Genomic DNA, 21,061 nt, shown 5'->3' on the forward strand with positions numbered 1-21,061 from the left:
TGGGGAACCCGTTCGGCGGCGCGCCTGCCGGGTCGTTCGTACGACGATCGGACGACCCGGCGCGCGGGCCCCGGGAGCCCGGGCTAGCGTCGGCCGCACCAAGCCCGACACCCCCGGAGGTTCGCAGTGCAGCGCTGGATCGTCGTGACCGCCCTCACCACCGCCCTGGTGGGCCTGAGCCCCGCCGCCCAGGCCGCTCCCGTCCGTGACGGCGAGCCGTCCGGGACGGTGATCTCCCTCGGTGAGGCCAGGATCGACCCCAAGATCCCCAGCCGGGTCCTGGTCGACGCCACCTACCTCTGCTCGGCCGCCGACGAGGCCCGCTCGCTGACCGTCTCGGTCGAGCAGAAGAACCCGGAGGACGCCGCCTCGACCGCCTTCGGCTCCGCCCGCACCGCCGAGGCCGACATCACCTGCGACGGCAACCAGCAGCAGCGCCAGTTCATGGTCCAGTCCAAGACCTCCAACTGGCTCCCCGACGTCGACGCCGTCGTGATCGCCACCGTCTCCAACATCGGCTCCACCCCGTCCGCCGCCGCGGACTCCCGCCGGATGCGACTCGCCGCCAGCTGATGCCCCCGACCGTCCGGGCCGCCGCCCTCCTGCTCTCCGGCGCCCTCCTGAGCGGGTGCCTCAGCGCCTACGTCGGGGCGGTCCCGGACGAGTCCTCCACCGTCACCGCCCCGCCCTCGACGGGCCCCGCGCCGTCCTCCGCGACCCCCGTCCCCGGCACGGTGACGATCCGCGACTTCGCCTTCGACCCGGCCGACTTCACCGTCCCCCCGGGCTCGGTGGTCACCGTCCGCAACGCGGGCACCGTGACCCACACCCTCACCGCCCAGGACCCCAGCTCCTTCGACACCGGGCCCGTGGCCCCGGGCGCCACCGTCACCTTCACCGCCCCCGGCGCACCGGGCACCTACCCGTACCTCTGCAGCTACCACCACTTCATGCGCGGGCTGCTGACCGTGGCGTAGCGGCGGATTGCCCTACGCTCGTTGCCCTGCACTGTGGGGAGGGGCACGGAGTGGCGAGCGAGACGCGGAACGTGATGACCGAGGTGACGGTCGGGGGATCGGCCGTCCAGGCCGAGCACATCGAGAACCTCTACCTGGGCCATCCGCCAGCCGAGAACGTCGACGACGTACGGTGCGTGGCCGAATCGCGCGTGTGGCGACACGTCCGGGCGGACCGGGACCCGGAACCGTACCGGCGGGTGGCGCTCGCCGCCGTACGGGAGCTGGCCCGGCTGCGGGACGAGGCGCAGCCGGCCGATGACCCGTGGCAGGACCCGGGCGTGGCGGACCGCTTCGCCGAGCGGGTCGGCTGGCTACTGGGAGACCAGCCGCTGGACCTGTACCCGGCCGAGGCGGCGCTGCTGGTGGTGCTCCCGTACCTCTACCGGGTGCGCTCGCTGCAGCTGGCGGCGACACGGACGGCCGTCCGGCCCATCGACCTCCGACCGGCGGACGACCCCGACGGTGACCGTGTGGCGTACGAGCAGTTCATCGAGTCCCACGACCTGCTCGCCCACCGCGCCCGGACCCGGCCCGACGCGGGTGCGCCGATCGGCTGGTGGCTGTTCCACCGGTGGCTCGCCCAGTATGAGGACCTCGCCGACCCGGACGGCGTCACCGAACTGCTCGACCAACTGCCGATGCTCGCCGAACTCGGCGAGACCTTCTCGCCGCGGCGCGTGTGCGCGCTGCTGCACGGGCTGCGACGGGGCCCGGACGTCGGCAACCGCGACTACCTCGCCGGGCTCAGCGCCGACGACCACCTGCGGGCCCCGGGGGAGCAGCACGTCCGCGAGCCGCGGGTGGCCCTGCTGCTGGCCTTGGCCTACGGCACCGCCATCGAGATGACGGTACTGCCCGAGATCGTCGCCGAACACCTCGGCATCCCCCACGAGGTGGACCTCGTGGAGCTGCGCCACACCTTGGAGCAGGCGGTATGGGGCGGCTCGTACGACCTTCCGGTGCTGCGGGCGGAGTGCCACCACGAGGCGGTGGTGGAAGGGCTGCGGGAGTACACTGCCCGGGCGGACGAATTGCTGCACGCCGTCCGCCGGGTGCTCACTGACCATCCGCTCCCCACCCGCCTCACCTCCGACGGGGCGGCACCGGCCGCCGGAGCCTTCACGGGGTGGGCGCGCTTCCGGCTGGACGAGCGGCGGGTCCGCAGCCTCCTGATGGGTGTGGAGCTGTACCGCGACCGGGACTTGGCCGTCCGCGAGCTGTACCAGAACGCCCTCGACGCCTGCCGCTACCGCCGCGCCCGGACGGAATACCTCGACCGCACCAACCCGTTGGCCACCTACTCCTACGAAGGCCGCATCGAGTTCCGCCAGGACGTCGACGAGGACGGTCGCGCCTACCTGGAGTGCCAGGACAACGGCGTCGGCATGGGCGAGGCCGAGCTGCGCGGAGTCTTCTCCAACGCGGGTGCGAGGTTCGCGGAGCAGCTGGACTTCAAACTCGAACGCGCCGAATGGCGGAAGACGGACCCGCCTGTCGAGCTGTATCCCAACAGCCGTTTCGGTATCGGCGTGTTGAGCTACTTCATGCTCGCCGACGAAATCCAGGTCACCACCTGCCGCATGGACGCCACCGGCCAGTTGGGCCCGCTGCTCGACGTCTCCATCTACGGCCCGAGCCACCTCTTCCGCATCGTCGAATGCTCGAATAAAGGTCGTGGACCCGGAACCACAATCCGCTTGTATCTCCGAGACGACATCGACCTCGGCAGGTCGTGGTCCGCGCTGGACGTGTTGGAACGCCTACTGGGCATTGCGGAGTTCGACACGACGGCAGTGCACGGCGAGCGGACGTCTGCCTGGCCGCCGCAGGAGCTGAGGGCACGGGAAGCCCCGCAAGGCGAGGATGTCGGATTCAGCGCCGGTGGTCGGCTCGCCCCCTGGACGGCCGCTCCGGAGGGTGCACAGGTGGTGTGGTGCCAGTACGGCGGATCCCTGCTGATCGACGGCCTGGCAGTCGAGCCGGAGCTGGTTCGAGGGGTCTTTTCTCGGGGACACGGCGGCCTGACCGGGGCGGTGGTGAACCTGAGCGGGGAACTGGCGCCGGGAAAGATGTCGGTCGATCGCCGGCGCGTGATCAGTGATCTCGCGCCGGCGATTCAGAGCTTGCTGGAAGTAGCAGTCGGCGAACTCGTGAGTGGCGGTTCGGACCTTGTGACCTTGGAGTGGATCCAGCGTATTGCAGATGACAGCCTCTTCTTGGCGGATCTGGTGGCTGCCGAAATAGTGCGGAACGGGATGACTCTCTGGTGCGGAGGAGTGGCGTTCGACACCAGTCGAACCGGCGTGTTCCTCGCGGATATCGAGATGTTCACGGATCCTGCAAGGGACGAGATGTTCAGATCGAAGCTCACCGGCGACGTACCGGATCACGTTTTGCTGTGGCGGCTGATGGCTCGCGGGGGTGATTGGGTGCCGGCTGAGATCGTCAGCCTCTGCCCGGAGGTCTCAAACGCCAGGGTTCGCACCGCGATGCCGTCTGACCTGGCGGTACTGGCTTCACGTAGCCGTGACCGCGGCTATAGGTCCTGGCGTGGTAATGAGCTCGGAGACGAGTGGATCTTGAATCTCGCGGCGGAACTGGAGACGACACTGGAGGAAGCAAGAGCAAGGGCTGCGGGCCTCGGTGTCCGCTGGTACGGGATGGGGAGCCGACGGACGGCGTCTGGCGAGAACCGGGCGACGATCACCAATCTCCTGGTCCTTGCCGACATCAATGACATGTCCGTTGCGGATGCCGCAGCCGCCTGGATCCGTGGGGGGCGGACCGTCGAGCAGGAGATCCTGAGTCTCGCGATCGCTGCGGATTCGGACCCCGTGTTCCTTTGGAAGCGAACGGGAAAAGGAAGGTTCTGGAGCGGTCCTCAACCGGGAGGATCGGTCGAGTCCGGGCACATTGCCAAGGCGGCCCGAGTGCTTGGCATGTCGGTCGATCACGTCTGTTCGGCCATCGGGCGGTACGGGATCGGGGCGGACGGTTCAGGACTCCCGCAGAACCCGACGGAGGAGCTCGTCCAGCTTCTCAGTCGAGACCTCGACGGTGAGGCCCCGTGGCTCAGTCGTGCTGTAGAGGTACCAGCAATTCATCTGCTGCGGGCAGTCGCGAAGCTGGGAACTGACCTGGCGCGGATCGCCGAGATGCTGTTGGAGTGTGGATTTCGTCTGTGCACCATCCCGAAGGACGCGAGCGTCGCGGATCTGTACCTCTTCAATGAGTCACAGCTGACCTATGATCGGCTGTTCGAACTGGCCGGGGGGAGGGAGATCGGGTTGGCCGCGGTGGTCGACAGGTACCGGGCCTACGGCTTCGATCTTCCGATGGTGCTGCCGAGCACCTTCACGCGTTTGGATACGGAGTTGTTCTTCCCTGACAGTGCGATGAACTGGAAGGGCCTGCGGGTGGCGGAGGCCATCCCATTCGCGCGAGTCATCCTGGCGGCGAGGGTTCTCCACCGGAGCCCGAGATCACTCGTACAGCATCTGAACTCTCGCGGACTGTCGGTGTCCTGTGATGATCTGCCTGCTGGGCTGACCCTTGACGAAGCGGTGGAACTCTTCAGGAGCCCGATATCGGGGGACGTCTCGGAGCGGTGGGGCAAGCAACGCACGCTGGTCGGTCTGCTGGGGCTGTCGAGGCGAACTGGTCATTCGATGTCCCAGATCGCCACCTGGCTGCGAGAGTGGGGCGTCGACGTCCCCGACCTCGCCGAGACCATCCGCGCCGCCCTCGCCCGGGTCCCCATGGCAGACCCCTCCTGAGGCCGAGATCCGCCCCTGAACAGGCTGTTTACCTCCACCTGAATGTTCTACAGTTCTGTAGAACTACGTGAACGGTGAGACGGGGGCACAGCATGGACAGGCCGCTTCGACTGCCGCAGCAGGACCGGGCCGACTTCGAGACCGAGCTCGGCCGGGCGCTGGCGGCGCCGCAGGTCCGTGCGGCCCGGCGGGACAACGGCGACGAGGCGCGCTGGGTCGAGCGGTTGCGGCGGACGGCGCGGGACAACGCGGAGTACGTGCTGGCCGCCGCGGCGCCGGAGTACGAGCGGTACGCGACGCTGCGGGCGGACGCCGACGCGGTGGCCCGGCTGCCGGTGGAGGAGCCGGCGCGCGGGCGGGTGTCGGGCTGGTGGGGGGTGCTGGGGGTGATCGTGCCGATAGTCGCGGTGGTCGCCGCCGTGGCGTTCCTGCTGCTCGGCTACGTGTTGGGGCTCTCCGAGGACCTGGCGGTGCTGGGTCGGGCGCTGCTGGAGGCCGGCTGGGTGGCGGGCGGGATCGCCGCGGTGTGCCTGGTGGTGGGCGGGTTGGGGCTGCTGGGGTCGGCGGCCCGGGGGAGCGGGCCGGTGGAGGAGGTCGGCGCCGCCGGGGAGTTGGTGCGCGCACGGGAGGCCTGGCGGTCGGCGCTGGCGGAGCGCGGGCTGCTGCCGTTCCTGGTGGCGCAGGCGAACACGGGGCGTCGGGTCTGACGGTGCGGCGCCATGCCAAGCCGAGGTGGGGGCGGGTAAGGGGGAGTTAAAATCCCTGCCCGCCAACGGCGTTGGCGGTGTGGCCGGTTCGGGGGCGACCGGGCCGGGCGGGGTGCGGCGGGCGGGCCCGCCGGGGCCCCGGCGGTGGGTCCGTGGGCACGGGGATGCCGCAGCGTCGGGTGGCGCGGGGCCCTTGTGTGCGAGATGCAGTGAAATATCATATGGCGCATTGCACAAGCGGCTCCCAGGGGCGGGATCCGGTTCCCCGTCCGCCCACCGCGCAGCGTGCGTCCCCTCCCCCTCACGTCACGAGAGACGGAACCCGACCCGTGTTCAGATTCCGATCACGCTCCTCCGACCGGGCCCGACGCGCCCCGAGGACCGCCCTGGTGGCGCTCGCCGCCGCCCTCGCGGGCGCCGCGCTCAGCAGCCCGCTGTCCGCGATGGCCGACCCCCACGCGCCGCAGGCCGCCACCGTCGCCGTCCGGCCGGGCACCCCGAAGACCGACCGGGCCCCGTCGACGTCCGGCCCGCGCCGGGCGATGGCGGCCCGGCCCGGTCCGGTCGCCGCCTCGGCCAAGTCCGGCGGCGGCGCCGGGAAGGCGCAGCAGTTGGTGGACGGCGCCGACCCGGGCAGCGGCACCAAGGACGGTGACGGCTCGGTCGCGAACGAGTACGACCTCCAGGTCACGTACAAGGGCGGCCAGGAGTCCAGCGGGGTGGTGATCGGCGCGCCCAAGGTGTACCTGGTGCTCTGGGGCTCCCAGTGGGGGAGCGCGTCGACCAACTCGACCGGCGACACCGTGGTGACCGGCGACCCGGACCAGGCGGCCCCGTACCAGCAGGACTTCTTCAAGGGCCTCGGCAGTGCGGGCGACGGCTGGAGCGCGGTGCTGACCCAGTACTGCGAGGGCGTCGCCGCCGGCTCCGTGCAGTGCCCGGCCGGGGCCGCGCACATCCCGTACCCGCAGCCCGGCAGCGTGCTCGCGGGCGTCTGGGTGGACAACGCCGCCCCGGCGCCGCAGGCCGCCACGGAGCCGCAGCTCGGTGCCGAGGCGCTGGCCGCGGCCAAGCACTTCGGCAACCTGACCGAGGCGCAGAACCGCAACGTGCAGTACGTCATCGACTCGCCGCAGGGCACCGACCCGGACAAGTGGAAGGAGCTGGGCTACTGCGCCTGGCACGACTTCCAGCGCTCCCAGTACGGCCAACTCGCCTACACCAACATGCCGTACCTGACGGACGTGGCCGGCTGCGGCACCAACTGGTTCGGCGAGAACACCCCGCGCGGCCGACTCGACGGCTACGGCATCATCGGCGGCCACGAGTACGCGGAGACGGTGACCGACCCGAACACCCCGGGCGGCTGGACCGACGCCACCGGCCAGGAGGTCGCCGACAAGTGCGCCTGGATCCCGAAGGGTTCCAACGGCGGGCTGTTCACCGAGGACCTGGCGACGGGCAGCTTCCCGCTCCAGACGCTGTGGTCCAACTCCGACCACCTGTGCACGGGTTCGGACCCGATCGTGGCCACGCCGCCGGTCTCGCTGAGCACCATGTGCGATCGCACCGACAAGGCCGGTCAGCCGCTGTCGATACCGGCGGTGGGCGTCTCCGGCACCGGCGCGGCCCTGACCTACGGCGCCACCGGGCTGCCCCAGGGGCTGGCCATCGACCCGACCAGCGGCGTGATCTCCGGAACCGCGGCCGCGACCGGCGGCTACCAGCGGATCACCGTGACGGCGACGGACCCGGCGGGCCGGAGCGCGTCCACCGGCTTCTGGGAGAGCGTCGGCGCCGCCGGCGGCACGGGCTGCGGCGGGATCGAGCAGCTGATCGACCCCGGCTTCGAGAACGGTTCGGCCGACGTCAACCACACGGTGATGACGGACGCCTGGAGCCCGTCGGGCTACAACATCATCACCCCGTCCAGCCTGCACGCGCCGCACTCCGGCTCCTGGTACGCCTGGCTGGGCCAGAACACCGGCACGGACGACTCCATCACCACCTACCTGAACACCTACCCGGGCTTCGGGCAGGCGACCTTCTCCTTCTGGCTGGACGTGGAGTCGGCCGGCGCCTCGACCGGCTCGCCGGACACCCTGTCGCTGGTGGCGATCAACCAGTACACCGGTCAGCCGATCGGCACGGTGAAGACCTGGACCAGCCAGAACCCGACCAGCGGCTACCAGTACCAGTCGGTGGACCTCTCCCCGGTCATCGGCCAGGTCGGCTGGGGGACCACCATCGGGCTCAAGCTGGTCTCGCACGAGACCGGCACCAGCCCGACCACCGCGTTCCTGATCGACGACGCCTCGGGCCGGGAGAGCTGAGCGGTCCCTCGGGCCGGGAGAGCTGAGCGGCCCCTCGGGCCGCGAGCGCTGAACGGACGATCGGGCCGGGAGAGCTGAGCGGTCGACGGATCTCCCGAACGCACGCCCCGGCACCGCGAACCCGCGGTGCCGGGGCCGTCGCCGTGTCCGGCCGTCCTGGGGCATCGGTCGGTCAGGGCTCCAGCAGCGGCCGGGTCCCGGTGCGGGTCCTGGCGGCGTCGACCAGGAGCTGGACGGCGTCCAGCGGGAGGTCGAGCCGGCGGGCGATCCACGGGGCCGGGCGGCCGGTCCGGGCGAGCATCCAGGCGGAGTACAACTGCCCGAGCTGCGGGGCGTGTTCGGCGAGCAGCAGTGGGCGGACCGCCTCCATCGGGAAGCCTTCGAGCGCCCGGGCGCTGTACTCGCGTCCGTTGGGGCCGGGCGGCGGGAGCGGGAGCGGGCGGCGGGCGTCGAGCCAGCGGCCGAACAGGAGGGCGCCGACGGCCAGCAGGCCGGAACAGGAGGCGCCGATCAACAGGCCGCCGACGACCGGGCGGGCGTCCTCCTCGGCGAGGTTGAGGGCGATCTCCTCCAGGACGAGCAGTCCGAGGACGGCGGCCAGGACGGCCGCCTCGCGGGGGCGGGGGAAGAGCCGGGACGTCGTCATGGGGAACCTCTTCCTCGGCAGGGGGGGCCGGGGGCGGGGGCGGGCGCGGCGAATCACCTTCCGTACAACGGCGGCGGGGCGGTCCGGGGTGTGCCCGGAGAGTGGGGAAGTGACTTTTGCCAGACGTGAGTTGACGGATCGTCAGGAAAAACTGACGGAATGTCAGCTGCTCATGGGAGGGTCGTGGTTCTGCCGCTGGGGGACTCGACGGTGCGGGGGTGGAAGCGGGCGTCGAGCGGTGTGCGGCCCGGGTGCTCCGGAGCGGTGCGGTCCAGGTGGCTCGCCTCCTTCCGGTCGGGCGCGCCGGGACGGTGCGGACGTCGACGGGGGTGGGGCTCACCTTCGGACTGCCGTCAGCATAGCCCGGGCATGCCAACTTCGACAGGCTTGTCGAAGTTGGCATGCGGAGCGGCCGACTCCCCTCCGCCCCTGGATGATCCACCAGGGGACGGCAGTCGCGCCTGGTGCCCGGACCCACTCGTGGGACGCCGGGACGGAGGGCTTGAATCGCCCCATCGAACGAAAACGACCGGATGGGACCGGACGAGACCGAATGGGACCGGCCGGGACCGGACGGGGACGGTGGGGCGAGATGGACCTGAACACGGTGACCGAGCTGCGGGACGCCCGCCTCGGTGGCGCCTGGCGTCCCGGTGACGCCTGGCTCGGCGGGGGGACGTACCTGTTCTCCGAGCCCCAGCCGCACATCCGGCGGCTGATCGACCTCGGCCGGATGGGCTGGGAGCCGCTCACCCGCACCCCGGACGGCGGCCTGGAGATCGCCGCGACCTGCACCGTCGCCCAGCTCTCCCGGTACGGCCGCACAGCGGCGGACGGGTCGGCGGCGGACCGGGTGGCCGCGCCGCTGGTCGAGCAGTGCTGCCGGGCGTTCCTGGCCTCCTGGAAGATCTGGCACATGGCGACCGTCGGCGGCAACCTCTGCAACGCCCTGCCGGCCGGCCCGATGATCTCGCTCACCGCGGCCCTGGACGGCGTCTGCCTGCTGCGCGCCCCCTCCGGCGAGTACCGCCGGGTCCCGGTGGCGCGGTTCGTCACCGGCGCCGGGCGCAAGGACCTCCGGCCCGGTGAACTGCTGCGCTCGGTCACCCTGCCGGCCCGCGCGCTGGCGAGCCGGACGGCCTTCCGGCAGGCCTCGCTGTACGGACTGGGCCGCTCCGCCGCCCTGGTGATCGGCACCCTGGACCCGCTGGACGGCTCGCTCACCCTGACCGTGACCGCCTCGACCGTGCGCCCGTTCCGGTTCTGGTTCCCGCCCGCCCCGAACGCGGCCGCGGTCGCGGAGGCGCTGCGCGACGGCATCCGGCCGGAGGAGTACTTCGACGACATCCACGGGTTGCCCGCCTGGCGCCGGCACCTGACCTTCCGCTTCGCCGAGGAGATCCGGCACGAGCTCGTCCGGTCGACCGGGGAGGCGGCGCGATGAGCTTCGCGATGCGGGTCAACGGCCGTCCCACCGACACCGAGCCGCGCCCCGGCCAGTGCCTGCGCACCTATCTGCGCGAGCGCGGCTGGTTCGGGGTGAAGAAGGGCTGCGACGCGGGCGACTGCGGCGCCTGCACCGTCCAGGTCGACGGCGCCCCGGTGCACAGCTGCCTCTACCCGGCGGCCCGCGCCGAGGGCCGGTCCGTCACCACCGTGGAGGGCCTGGCGGGCCCGGACGGCGAACTGCACCCGGTGCAACAGCGGTTCCTGGACGCCCAGGGCTTCCAGTGCGGCTTCTGCACGGCCGGCTTCCTGATGACCACCGCCGCCCTGGACGAGGAGCAACGCGCCGACCTGCCAAGGGCGTTGAAGGGCAACCTGTGCCGCTGCACCGGCTACCGGGCGATCGAGGACGCGGTCAACGGCGTCCGCCACACCGAGGAGCCCGACCCGGGCCACGCCGTCGGCCGCAACCTGGGCGCCCCGGCCGGCCCGCAGGTGGTCACCGGCACCGCCCGCTACACCTTCGACGTCGAGGTCCCCGGCCTGCTGCACATGAAGCTGCTGCGCTCCCCGCACCCGCACGCCCGGATCCTCGCCGTCGACACCGCGGCCGCGCTGCGCGTCCCCGGGGTGCACGCCGTGTTCACCCACCACGACGCGCCCGAGCGGCTGTACTCCTCGGCCCGGCACGAGCACCCCACCGAGGACCCGGACGACACCCGGGTGCTGGACGACGTGGTGCGCTTCGTCGGCCAGCGGGTCGCCGCGGTGGTCGCCGACACCGAGGCCGCCGCCGAGGAGGGCTGCCGGCGGGTCGTCGTCGAGTACCAGCGGCTCCCGCACGTGCTCGACCCGGAGGAGGCGATGGCCCCCGGCGCGCCGGTGCTGCACCCGAAGGGGCCGGAGGCCCGGATCGCCCGCCCGGAGCAGAACGTCTGCGGCGAGGTGCACGGCGAACTCGGCAGCGTGGCCGAGGGGTTCGCGCAGGCCGACGTGGTGTACGAGGAGACCTTCCGCACCCAGCGGGTCCAGCACGCCAGCCTGGAGACGCACGGCTGCGTGGCGTACTTCGAGGACGACGGGCGGCTGGTGGTCCGCTCCAGCACCCAGGTGCCCTTCCTCACCCGGCGCGCGCTGTGCGCGCTGTACGACCTGCCCCCGGAGCGGGTCCGGGTGGTGGCCGGCCGGGTCGGCGGCGGCTTCGGCGGCAAGCAGGAGATGCTCACCGAGGACATCGCGGTGCTCGCCGCACTGCGCCTGCGCCGCCCGGTGAAGCTGGAGTTCACCCGGGCCGAGCAGTTCTTCGGCGCGACCACCCGGCACCCGTTCACCGTCACCGTCAAGGCGGGCGCGAGGGCGGACGGCACGCTGACCGCACTGCAGTTCCGGGTGGTGGCGAACACCGGGGCGTACGGCAACCACGGCCCGGCGGTGATGTTCCACAGCGTCGGCGAGTCGATGGGCGTCTACCGGGTGCCGCACAAGAAGGTCGACGCGTACTCGGTGTACACCAACGCCGTCCCGGCCGGGGCGTTCCGCGGCTACGGCCTCGGACAGGTGACCTTCGCCGTCGAGTCCGCGATGGACGAACTCGCCCGCCGGCTCGGCGTCGACCCGCTGGAGTTCCGCGAGCGCAACGTGATCGGGCCCGGCGAGCCGATGCTCAGCCCCGGCGGCGAGGAGGAGGACCTGCACATCGCCAGCTACGGCCTGGACCAGTGCCTCCAGGTGGTCCGCGACGCCCTCGCCGACGACCGCAGTGCGGCGGACGCCCCCGAGGGCTGGCTGGTCGGCCAGGGCTTCGCGATGGCGATGATCGCCACCGGCCCGCCCGGCGGGCACTTCGCCGACGCCACGGTGACGCTGCTGGAGGACGGCGGCTACGACCTGGCCGTGGGCACCGCCGAGTTCGGCAACGGCACCACCACCGTGCACCGGCAGATCGCAGCCGGTGCGCTCGGCACGACCGTCGAGCGGATCGCCGTCCGGCAGTCCGACACCGACGTGGTCCGGCACGACACCGGCGCCTTCGGCTCGGCCGGCACCGTGGTCGCGGGCAAGGCGGTGCTGCGGGCCGCCGACGCGCTCGCCGAGCGGCTCACCGCCTTCGCCGCCGAGTACGCCCGCAGCCCGCGCGCCCTGGTGCGGCTCGGCGCCGAGGCGGTGGAGTGCGAGGGGCGGAGCATCCCGCTGAAGGAGCTGCACCAGGCGGCGCGCGGGCGCGGGGTGGAGCTGTCGGCCGCCGGGCACTGGGGCGGTTCGCCGCGCTCGGTGGCCTTCAACTCGCAGTGGTTCCGGATCGCCGTCGATCCCGGCACCGGGGAGATCCGCATCCTGCGCAGCGTCCACGGTGCCGACGCCGGGCGGGTGATGAACCCGATGCAGTGCCGCGGCCAGGTCGAGGGCGGGGTCGCCCAGGCGCTCGGCGCCACCCTGTTCGAACGGGTGCTGCTGGACGGGAACGGGGAGGTCACCACGGCGGCCTTCCGCCGCTACCGGCTCCCGGCGTACGCGGACGTGCCGCGCACCGAGGTGCACTTCAGCACCACCTCGGACGCGATCGGCCCGCTCGGCGCCAAGTCGATGAGCGAGAGCCCGTTCAACCCGGTCGCCCCGGCGTTCGCCAACGCGCTGCGGGACGCCACCGGCATCCGCTTCACCGACCCGCCGTTCCTGCGCGACCGGGTCTGGCAGGCGCTGGCCGACCGGGCGGAGCTGCCGGACGCCTCCTGAGCCCCGGCTCCCGCACGGGCCCCGGCTCCTGCACGGGCCCCGGCTTCCGCACGGCCCGGCCCCGGCCGCCTCGGACATGGCACCCGCCGCCTCGGCGGGGCGCGCCGAGGCGGCGGGGCGTCTGGAGGGGCGGAGCGTACGGCGGCGGGCCGCTCGGACCGGCAGGCCCGGAGATCGCGCGCCGGGCGGTCAGCGCGCGAGCAGCGGCAGCGGTGCTCCCGTACGGGCGGTCAGTTCCAGCCGGGTCAGCAGCGCCGACGGCGAGACCTCGACCACCCGGCAGCCGGCCCGGTGCCGGCAGTACCGGGCGACCGTGGTGCCGCGCAGCAGGTCGAAGCGGCGCCGGGTGGCGGCGCCGAGGACGAGCAGGTCGTCCGGTCCGGTGACGGCGGCGAGCAGGGCGGGCCCCGGTTCGGAGTTCACCACCACGGGGTGGATGACCAGCCCGGACGGGTACCCGCCGTAGGCCTGCTCGAAGGCGATGTCCAGCCGCCGCCGGGCGGTGTGCTCCAGTTCGGAGAGCGGGCGCAGCCCGTCCTTGTCGTGCGTTGTCCAGGCCGCGACCGGCACCAGCACGGCGTCCAGCCGGGCCGCCTCGCCGACGGCGTGGTAGAGGGCGGCCAGACTGCTCAGGGACCCGCTCAGGCCGACGATCACTCGGGTGGTCCCGGCTGTGGTCTCGGTGGTCATGGCCGTTCGCCTCCGTCTCTCCGGTAGCTCACTCCGGTCGAGTTCTGCCGGTTCGGTGCTCCTTGCTTCGGATGACTCCAGTGAACCCCGGAACGGGCCGGTCCGTACCGGTGCTGACACCTCCATGACGCCGGTCGCACACATCTTGACGGCCTCCTGACAGCGGTGTCGCCCGGACGGCGTCAGCCCAGTCCCGGTACGAACTCGATCAGCAGGTCGATCGCCTTGATGCCGAGGAACGGCAGGACCAGCCCGCCCAGGCCGTACACCCGCAGGTTGCGGCGGAGCAGGTCGGTGGCGGAGGAGGGCTGGTAGCGCACGCCGCGCAGGGCGAGCGGGATCAGGGCGACGATGATCAGCGCGTTGAAGATGATCGCGGAGGCGATCGCGGACTGCGGGCTGTGCAGGCCCATGATGTTGAGGTCGTGCAGCCCGGGGTAGGCGTGGGCGAACATCGCGGGGATGATCGCGAAGAACTTCGCCACGTCGTTGGTGATCGAGAAGGTGGTCAACGCACCGCGGGTGATGAGGAGTTGCTTGCCGACCCGGACGATGTCGATGAGCTTCGCCGGGTTGGAGTCGAGGTCGACCATGTTGCCGGCCTCCTTGGCGGCCGGGGTGCCGGAGTTCATCGCCACGCCGACGTCGGCCTGGGCGAGGGCGGGGGCGTCGTTGGTGCCGTCGCCGGTCATCGCGACCATGTTCCCGGCGGCCTGCTCGCGCTTGAGGTGGGCGAGCTTGTCCTCCGGGGTGGCCTCGGCCAGGTAGTCGTCCACCCCGGCCTCCTCGGCGATCGCCCGGGCGGTCAGCGGGTTGTCGCCGGTGACCATGACGGTGCGGATGCCCATCCGGCGCAGCTCGGCGAAGCGCTCGGCGATGCCCTCCTTGATCACGTCCTTGAGCTCGACGACGCCGAGCGCGCGGGCGCCGTGCCGGTCGTGCACGGCGACCAGCAGCGGGGTGCCGCCGGCCTCGGCGATCCGGTCGACCAGCGGTTTGGCCTCCATCGGGATCCGCCCGCCGGAGTCCACCACCCAGCGGGCGACCGCCGCGGCCGCGCCCTTGCGGATCAGGCAGCCGGTGCCGTCGGGCCAGCCGAGGTCGACGCCGCTCATCCGGCTGTGCGCGGAGAACGGGACCGGCTGCTGCTCGCCGAGTTCGCCGGGAGCCCGTGGCGGCACCCAGTACTGACGGTTCGTCAGCTCGACGATGGAGCGCCCCTCCGGGGTCTCGTCCGCGACGGAGGCCAACTGGGCGGCCTCGGCGAGCTGTTCGACGGTGGCGCCGGGCAGCGGGTGCAGGGCGACGGCCCGGCGGTTGCCGTGGGTGATGGTGCCGGTCTTGTCCAGCAGCAGCACGTCCACGTCGCCGGCGGCCTCGACCGCCCGGCCGGACAGGGCGATCACGTTGCGCTGCACCAGCCGGTCCATCCCGGCGATGCCGATCGCGGACAGCAGCGCGCCGATCGTGGTGGGGATGAGCGCGACCATCAGGGCCACCAGCACGATGGTGGTCTGCGGGGCGTGGGCGTACATCGCCATCGGCTGGAGCGAGACGACGGACAGCAGGAAGACGATGGTGAGCGAGGCCAGCAGGATGTTGAGCGCGATCTCGTTCGGCGTCTTCTGCCGGTTCGCGCCCTCGACCAGGGAGATCATCCGGTCCACGAAGCTCTGCCCGGGGCGGGAGGTGACCCGGACGACCAGGTGGTCGGAGAGCACCCTGGTGCCGCCGGTGACGGCCGTGCGGTCGCCGCCGGACTCGCGGATGACGGGCGCCGACTCGCCGGTGATCGCGGACTCGTCCACGCTCGCGACGCCCTCGACCACCTCGCCGTCCTGCGGGATCGCCTCCCCGGCCGGTACCAGCACGATGTCGTGCAGCATCAACTCCTCGGCGGGCAGCACCTCGTGGCGGTGGTCGGGGGTGCCGACCCGCCAGTGCAGCAGCCGTCGGGCGGTCATGCCCGCCTGGGCGCGGCGCAGCGAGTCGGCCTGCGCCTTGCCGCGCGCCTCGGCGACGGCTTCGGCGAGGTTGGCGAACAGCACGGTCAGCCAGAGCCAGAAGGAGATCACCCAGGCGAAGACGCCCGGGTGGAGGACGGCGCTGATGGTGGTGAGCGCCGAGCCGGTCTCGACCACCATCATCACCGGGTTGCGCAGCATGGTGCGCGGGTGGAGCTTGCGGACGGCGGCGGGCAGTGCCTCGGCCAGCTGCCGCTTGGTGATCAGGGTGCGGCGGCCCCGGGGCGAGGACGGACGGTGGCCCGGATGGTGCTCCGGGGGCTGTCCGGGCGTCTGCCCGGTGGGTTGCCCGGGCGCGGCGGCCGGGCGTCGGAACCAGTCGGTTCGGGGGGCGGTGGCATCCGGTGTGGTGAGGGCCGAACGGCGCATCGTCTCGGGGGACCTTCCGGGCCGCCCCGCGCTCGGCTTCCCGGCGGCGGGGCGGCGGACTCGGTGGCGGCGGGGACGGGCCACAGCCCACCACCGGTTTCCGGCGGGCCATGCGGCTCTTGACGCGGGCTTGGCGGGACGGCGCCGTTTCTTGACATTTCCCTGACACTGATGATCGAACCGGGCTCCGACCTGCACGAACGACTGTTCGCATGGCTGTTCGTGGCACCGGGACGACCGGAATGTCAGGAAGTCGTCAAGGTACGCCCGCGATGCGTAGGCCGTGCGTCAAGGCCGGGTGCGGTCGGCGCACGGAAGGTCTCCACTGGTGCTGAGGGCCGTCGTCCCGGTGGCCCGCCCGACTCCGGAGGAGCCCGCCGTGACCACCGTCACCGCCGTCATCGACACCGTCGACACCGACCGACCGGGCCGGCCCGACCGTTCGCCCCGACCGCAGGGACGGCCCGTCCGCCTGGTGCCCGCGACCGCCTACCAGGACCAGCCCGAGCCGCCCGAACCGGCCGGGCTCCAGGACCCGGTCGACCGGGCCCGGACCCGCCCGACGAACTGCCGGTTCGCGATGCACTTCGAGGACTGACCCCGCCACCCCTCCCGACCACCCGTAGGAGCACCCGACATGACCCAGCTCATCGCCCCGCCCGTCCCCTCCGCCCCGGCGACCGCCTCCGCGACCGCCCCCGCCGACGCGCTCGGCGGCCCCTGGCCGGCCTCGGCGCGGCCCGGCCCGGGCGGCGAGGTGCTGGTCGGCGGAGTGGGACTGGCCGAGGCGGCCGAGCGGTTCGGCACCCCGCTGTACGTGCTGGACGAGGGTGAGGTGCGCGGCCGTGCCCGGGCCTACCGGCGGGCCCTGCCGCACGCCGAGGTGCTGTACGCGGCCAAGGCCTTCCTGTGCAGCGCGATGGCCGACTGGGTGGCCGAAGAGGGGCTGGGCCTGGACGTCTGCTCGGCCGGCGAGCTGTGGCTGGCCGTCTCGGCCGGGTTCCCGGCCCAGCGGATCCTGCTGCACGGCAACGCCAAGTCCCCGGAGGAACTGCGGCTGGCGCGGCGGCTGCGGGTCGGACGGATCGTGATCGACGGCCCGGCCGAGATCGCCCGGCTGGCGGCCCTGGTGGCCGCCGACACCCCGCAGAAGGTGCTGGTGCGGGTGGTGCCCGGGATCGCCGCCGGGCACCACGCGGCGGTCCGGACCGGGGTCGGCGGGCAGAAGTTCGGCTTCCCGATCGAGGGCGGCGACGCGGCCGACGCGATCGCCCGGGTGCTCGACCAGCCCGGGCTCGAACTCGCGGGCCTGCACTGCCACCTGGGCTCGCAGATCACCTCGGTCGAGCCCTACCTCCAGGCGGTGGACGCGCTGGTGCGGCTGCTCGCCGAGGTGCGCGACCGGCACGACGTGGAGCTGCCGGAGCTGGACCTCGGCGGCGGACACGGCATCCGCTACCTGCCCGGGGACGAGGAGTTGGACCTCGCCGAGTTCGCGGTCCGGGTGACCGACCGGCTGGCGGTGCGCTGCGCGGAGGCCGGGCTGGAGGTTCCGAAGCTGATCGTCGAACCCGGCCGGGCGGTGGCCGGCCCGGCCGCGGCGGCGGTGTACCGGGTGCTGTCGGTCAAGCACACGGCGGACGGCCGCTGCTTCGCCGCCGTGGACGGCGGGATGAGCGACAACCCGCGGCCGGCGCTGTACGGATCGCCGTACAGCGTGCGGCTGGTGGGCCGCCGCTCCGACGCGGGCGCGATGCGGGTGGACGTGGTCGGCCGGCACTGCGAGGCCGGGGACGTCCTGGTCCGCGACGCGGTGCTGCCCGCCGACCTGCGCCCCGGCGACCTGCTGGCGGTGCCGGCGGCCGGGGCGTACCAGCTGTCGATGGCCTCCGGCTACAACCTGGTCGGGCGTCCGGCGGTGGCGGCGGTCAAGGACGGCCGGGCCCGGCTGCTGATCCGGCGGGAGACCGTCGAGGACTTCCGGCTGCGCGAAGTCGGGCGCTGAGGGCGGGAACCGGAGGCCCGCGCGGCGTCAGAGCCGGGCGCGCAGCACGTCGACCTCGCAGCCCGGCGCGGCCGGGTCGAAGCCGTGCTCGGCGAGCCAGCGGACCGCCACCAGGCTGCGCAGCGACCACCAGGCGCGGATCAGTTCGGTGTCGACCCCGGCGTCGGCGCCGTAGCCGGTCAGCACGTCGGCGAGGTGCTCCTCGTGTCCGAGCGTCAGGACGGCGAGGTCGAACAGGGCGTCGCCGCGGCCGGCCTCGGACCAGTCGATCACGCCGGTGACCTCGTCGCCGTCGACGAACACGTGGGAGGCCTGGAGGTCGCCGTGGGTGAACACCGGTGTCCACGGCCGGAGTACGGACTCGGCGATCCGGCGGTTGACCCGCACCAGTTCGGCGGGCAGGACGTCGTTGTCGACGAGCCACGCGCACTCGTCGTCGAGCCGGGCCGCGAGCCCCTCGGGGCTCGGGCCGGGCCAGGGCGGCAGCGGCGCCGCGTGCAGCCTCCGGACGACGGCCCCCGCCGCGGCCCAGGCCCGGGGCGAGGCCGTCGACGGCTGGCCGAGCCGGCCGAGCGCCGTCCCGCGGAGGGCGGCCAGGGCGAGCACCGGCGGTTCGTGCCAGCGGACTTCGGGCGTCGGGACGGGCGCCAGCGCCAGCGCCGCGGCCTCGACCTCGGCCCGCGCCCGGTCGGCGTCGACCTTCAGGAACACCCCGCCGACCCGCAGGGTGGCCCGCTCGCTGTGGGCGACGATGACCTCGACCTCTTCCACGGCGGTCATTGTCCCCGGGCGGGGCACCGGTGTCGCCGGGATTTCCGCGCCGTACCCGCCCTCCCGTCCCCGGCGGCCTACCGCGGGCAGCCCGCGTCGGCGATCACGTAGTAGCCGGGGGAGGTCTCCTCCAGGGTGTGGGTGGTGAAGACGTTCCACAGGCCCATGTCCTGGCCGGAGCCGTTGGCGTACGTGGACCCGCCGCTCCGGTGGGCGCGGCCGGCCACGGTCTGCTGGTAGTTGTCGGCGGTGTAGCAGCGCGGGGCGGCGCCGGTCGTGGCGGCGTCGACGGTGGCCGAGCGGGTGCCGTCGCTGCCGGTGGAGTCGACGGCGGCGACCGCGTAGCCGTACGCGGTGCCGGCGGACAGGCCGCTGTCGGTGTAGGAAGTACCGGTCACCGCACCGGTGTTGACCTTGGTACCGTCCCGGTAGACGTCGTAGGAGACGGCACCGTCGACGGCGTTCCAGGACAGCGAGACCGAGACGGCCGTGCTGCCGGTGACGGCGAGGCCGCCCGGCGCCGGGAGCCCGCCGCCGCTCGCGGGCGCGGCGAGGCCCCAGAAGCGGGCGGTGTAGTAGCTGGAGCAGACGGCGGCGAGGAAGTACGCCCCGGTGGTGCCGCACTGGTCGGGGCCGGACCCGGGGTCGACGGCGAGGCCGTGGCCCATGCCCGCGACGGAGTACAGCTCGACGGCCGGGGTGCCGGTGCCGTCGTCGTACGTGGTCAGGGTGGTGCCGCCGGGCAGGTTCCGGGTGCTGGAGGGCGTCTGTCCGATGCCCCACACGTCGGTCCACTGGTCGCGCAGCTCGGTGCCGTTGACCGGGCGGACGGTGTAGTCGGCGGTGCCCTGCCAGATCGCCACCCGCGGCCACGGGCCGCCGTATCCGGGGTCGGAGCCGCGGACCTTGTCGCCCCACTGGGCCGGGGTGAGGCCCGAGCCGCCGCTCTGGCAGCCGGCGGCGGCGCTCTGGGTGGTGGCGCACTGGGCGGGCAGGCCGGAGTCGACGGCGCCGCCGGCGAACACGTCGGGGTAGTCGGCCAGCAGGTCGGCGGTCAGGCCGCCGCCCGCGGACAGGCCGGTGACGAACACCCGGTGGGGGTCCGAGCCGTAGAGCGTCTCCGCCCGGCTCACCATCTGGACGACCGACGCGGCCTCGCCGTGTCCGCGGGTGTCCTTGCCGGAGTCGAACCAACTGAAGCAGGACAGCGGGTTGTTGCCCGCGTCCGTCTGCGGGAGGACCACGGCGAAGCGGTAGGTGTCGGCGAGCTCGGGCCAGCCGGAGCCGTGCTCGTAGTCGGTCGCGGTCTGGGTGCAGCCGTGCAGGGCGACCACCAGCGGTGCCCCGGCGGGCAGGCCGGCCGGCAGGTAGCTGTACATCGTGAGGTTGCCGGGGTTCGGGCCGAAGTCGCCCACCTGATGGAAGGTCCCGCTGGCGGCGGCGGCGGTGGTGGAGGTGGTGGTGACGGTGGCGGTGGCGGTCGAGGTGGCGGCGCGGGCCGGGGCGGCGCCGGTCACCAGGCCGAGGACGAGGACGAGCGCGGAGAGGACGGCGAGGAGGAGGGCGGGTACGCGCCTGCACGCGGGTTCGGACATGGCTTGGCTCCCAGGGCGAGATCGTGCGGTGAAGCATGGGGGCCGGCGACGGTGGGGGACATGGACGGGAGGCCCACTCCGGACCGCCCGGTTCTGTGCCCCGGGGCCATCGTCAAGCGGCGCCGGGGGCGCCGGATCGGGAGCGTGCGGCGTCGCCGGGTCGGGAGGGCCCGGCGGCGGGTTCCGGGGGTCGGGGTGCCGTCGGCCGCCCCGAACCCGTTCGAGTGAACGGCCGCCCGGTTGCTTCGTCCACGGCCGTCAACCGGCCAAGCTGGGCCGCGAATCGGTGGAACCCCCGGAGGAAAGGCCGTTCGATGACGCGCGCGCTGATCGTGGTGGATGTGCAGAAGGACTTCTGCGAGGGCGGCAGCGTGCCGGTCGACGGCGGGGCCGACCGGGCACGGGCGATCGCCGCGCTGATCCAGGGGCCGGAACGGGAGGGCTGGTCCCGGGTGGTGGCGACCCGGGACCACCACGTCCACCCCGGCGGCCACTTCTCCGAGCGGCCCGACTTCCACGACTCCTTCCCGGCGCACTGCGTGGTCGGCACCGAGGGCGGCGAGTTCCACCCCGCCTTCGCCCCCGCGGTGGAGGCGGGCGCGGTGGACGAGGTGTTCTACAAGGGGGCCCGCTCCGCCTCGAGGAGCGGCTTCGAGGGCTTCACCGCCGACGGCACCCCGCTCGCCGACTGGCTGCACGACCGGGGCGTCGACGCCGTCGACGTGGTCGGCATCGCCACCGACCGCTGCGTCAAGGCCACCGCCCTGGACGCCCTGCGGGCCGGCTTCGACGCCCGGGTGCTGCTGGACTACACGGCGGGCGTGGCGACCGCCAGCACGGACGCCGCCCTCACCGAACTGCGCACCGCAGGAGTGGACTTGACCGGCGCCCCGGTCGTCCACCGCTGACCGCAGCGGCTGCCGTGAACACCCACCCCGCGCGCGTCC

General features: G+C 73.1%; 15 protein-coding genes. 10 read left to right on the top strand and 5 right to left on the bottom strand.

Annotated elements, in window-relative coordinates; all coding sequences use genetic code 11:
- Positions 1–126 precede the first annotated feature (126 nt).
- The 5 genes from AB0O91_RS13950 to AB0O91_RS13970 all read left to right on the top strand — a co-directional run bounded on the left by AB0O91_RS13950 (position 127) and on the right by AB0O91_RS13970 (position 7,835).
- A complete protein-coding gene (locus AB0O91_RS13950; RefSeq protein ID WP_363431675.1) occupies positions 127–573 on the top strand; it encodes a hypothetical protein in 447 nt (148 codons plus the stop codon).
- Positions 573–977, top strand: a complete 405-nt coding sequence (locus tag AB0O91_RS13955) for a cupredoxin domain-containing protein (RefSeq protein ID WP_363431678.1) — start codon at positions 573–575, stop codon at positions 975–977. Before AB0O91_RS13950 ends, AB0O91_RS13955 begins: the two co-directional genes overlap by 1 nt.
- A gap of 50 nt (positions 978–1,027) precedes the next feature.
- Positions 1,028–4,795, top strand: a complete 3,768-nt coding sequence (locus tag AB0O91_RS13960; protein ID WP_363431681.1) for an ATP-binding protein — start codon at positions 1,028–1,030, stop codon at positions 4,793–4,795.
- Between the two features lie 92 nt (positions 4,796–4,887).
- On the top strand, positions 4,888–5,502 hold the full coding sequence (locus AB0O91_RS13965) for a hypothetical protein (RefSeq protein ID WP_363431684.1): 615 nt from the start codon (positions 4,888–4,890) through the stop codon (positions 5,500–5,502).
- 329 nt (positions 5,503–5,831) lie between these two features.
- Positions 5,832–7,835: an Ig domain-containing protein gene (locus AB0O91_RS13970; RefSeq protein ID WP_363431687.1), complete on the top strand. Its 2,004-nt coding sequence runs from the start codon at positions 5,832–5,834 to the stop codon at positions 7,833–7,835.
- A gap of 172 nt (positions 7,836–8,007) precedes the next feature.
- Here the strand turns inward: AB0O91_RS13970 and AB0O91_RS13975 are convergent, their stop codons facing one another.
- Complete coding sequence (locus AB0O91_RS13975) at positions 8,008–8,481, bottom strand: hypothetical protein (protein ID WP_363431689.1); 474 nt, start codon at positions 8,479–8,481, stop codon at positions 8,008–8,010.
- Between the two features lie 592 nt (positions 8,482–9,073).
- Here AB0O91_RS13975 and AB0O91_RS13980 point away from each other — a divergent pair.
- Both AB0O91_RS13980 and AB0O91_RS13985 read left to right on the top strand, forming a co-directional pair.
- On the top strand, positions 9,074–9,925 hold the full coding sequence (locus tag AB0O91_RS13980; RefSeq protein WP_363431691.1) for an FAD binding domain-containing protein: 852 nt from the start codon (positions 9,074–9,076) through the stop codon (positions 9,923–9,925).
- On the top strand, positions 9,922–12,660 hold the full coding sequence (locus AB0O91_RS13985; protein WP_363431693.1) for a molybdopterin-dependent oxidoreductase: 2,739 nt from the start codon (positions 9,922–9,924) through the stop codon (positions 12,658–12,660). Before AB0O91_RS13980 ends, AB0O91_RS13985 begins: the two co-directional genes overlap by 4 nt.
- Before the next feature lie 189 nt (positions 12,661–12,849).
- Here the strand turns inward: AB0O91_RS13985 and AB0O91_RS13990 are convergent, their stop codons facing one another.
- Together AB0O91_RS13990 and kdpB are read right to left on the bottom strand one after the other, a co-directional pair.
- The gene (locus AB0O91_RS13990) at positions 12,850–13,350 is read right to left on the bottom strand and encodes a universal stress protein (RefSeq protein WP_363431696.1); all 501 of its coding nucleotides are present in this window, start codon (positions 13,348–13,350) and stop codon (positions 12,850–12,852) included.
- Positions 13,351–13,532: 182 nt separating this feature from the next.
- Positions 13,533–15,743 (bottom strand): potassium-transporting ATPase subunit KdpB, encoded by a 2,211-nt coding sequence (gene kdpB, locus AB0O91_RS13995; protein ID WP_363431698.1) that lies wholly within the window; start codon positions 15,741–15,743, stop codon positions 13,533–13,535.
- A gap of 379 nt (positions 15,744–16,122) precedes the next feature.
- Between kdpB and AB0O91_RS14000 the strand changes: the two genes are divergently transcribed.
- The gene (locus AB0O91_RS14000) at positions 16,123–16,341 is read left to right on the top strand and encodes a hypothetical protein (RefSeq protein WP_363431701.1); all 219 of its coding nucleotides are present in this window, start codon (positions 16,123–16,125) and stop codon (positions 16,339–16,341) included.
- A 39-nt stretch (positions 16,342–16,380) separates the two neighbouring features.
- The gene (lysA, locus tag AB0O91_RS14005; protein ID WP_363431704.1) at positions 16,381–17,748 is read left to right on the top strand and encodes a diaminopimelate decarboxylase; all 1,368 of its coding nucleotides are present in this window, start codon (positions 16,381–16,383) and stop codon (positions 17,746–17,748) included.
- Between the two features lie 27 nt (positions 17,749–17,775).
- Here the strand turns inward: lysA and AB0O91_RS14010 are convergent, their stop codons facing one another.
- Both AB0O91_RS14010 and AB0O91_RS14015 read right to left on the bottom strand, forming a co-directional pair.
- The gene (locus tag AB0O91_RS14010; protein ID WP_363431707.1) at positions 17,776–18,519 is read right to left on the bottom strand and encodes an aminoglycoside phosphotransferase family protein; all 744 of its coding nucleotides are present in this window, start codon (positions 18,517–18,519) and stop codon (positions 17,776–17,778) included.
- 77 nt (positions 18,520–18,596) lie between these two features.
- Positions 18,597–20,114 carry a PHB depolymerase family esterase gene (locus tag AB0O91_RS14015; protein WP_363431710.1) on the bottom strand — a complete coding sequence of 506 codons (1,518 nt, stop codon included), beginning with the start codon at positions 20,112–20,114 and terminating at the stop codon, positions 18,597–18,599.
- A 314-nt stretch (positions 20,115–20,428) separates the two neighbouring features.
- Between AB0O91_RS14015 and AB0O91_RS14020 the strand changes: the two genes are divergently transcribed.
- The gene (locus tag AB0O91_RS14020) at positions 20,429–21,022 is read left to right on the top strand and encodes an isochorismatase family protein (protein WP_363431713.1); all 594 of its coding nucleotides are present in this window, start codon (positions 20,429–20,431) and stop codon (positions 21,020–21,022) included.
- The last annotated feature ends 39 nt before the right edge of the window (positions 21,023–21,061 follow it).

It is taken from the genome of Kitasatospora sp. NPDC089797 (genome assembly GCF_040684795.1).
Classification (GTDB): Bacteria; Actinomycetota; Actinomycetes; order Streptomycetales; family Streptomycetaceae; genus Kitasatospora.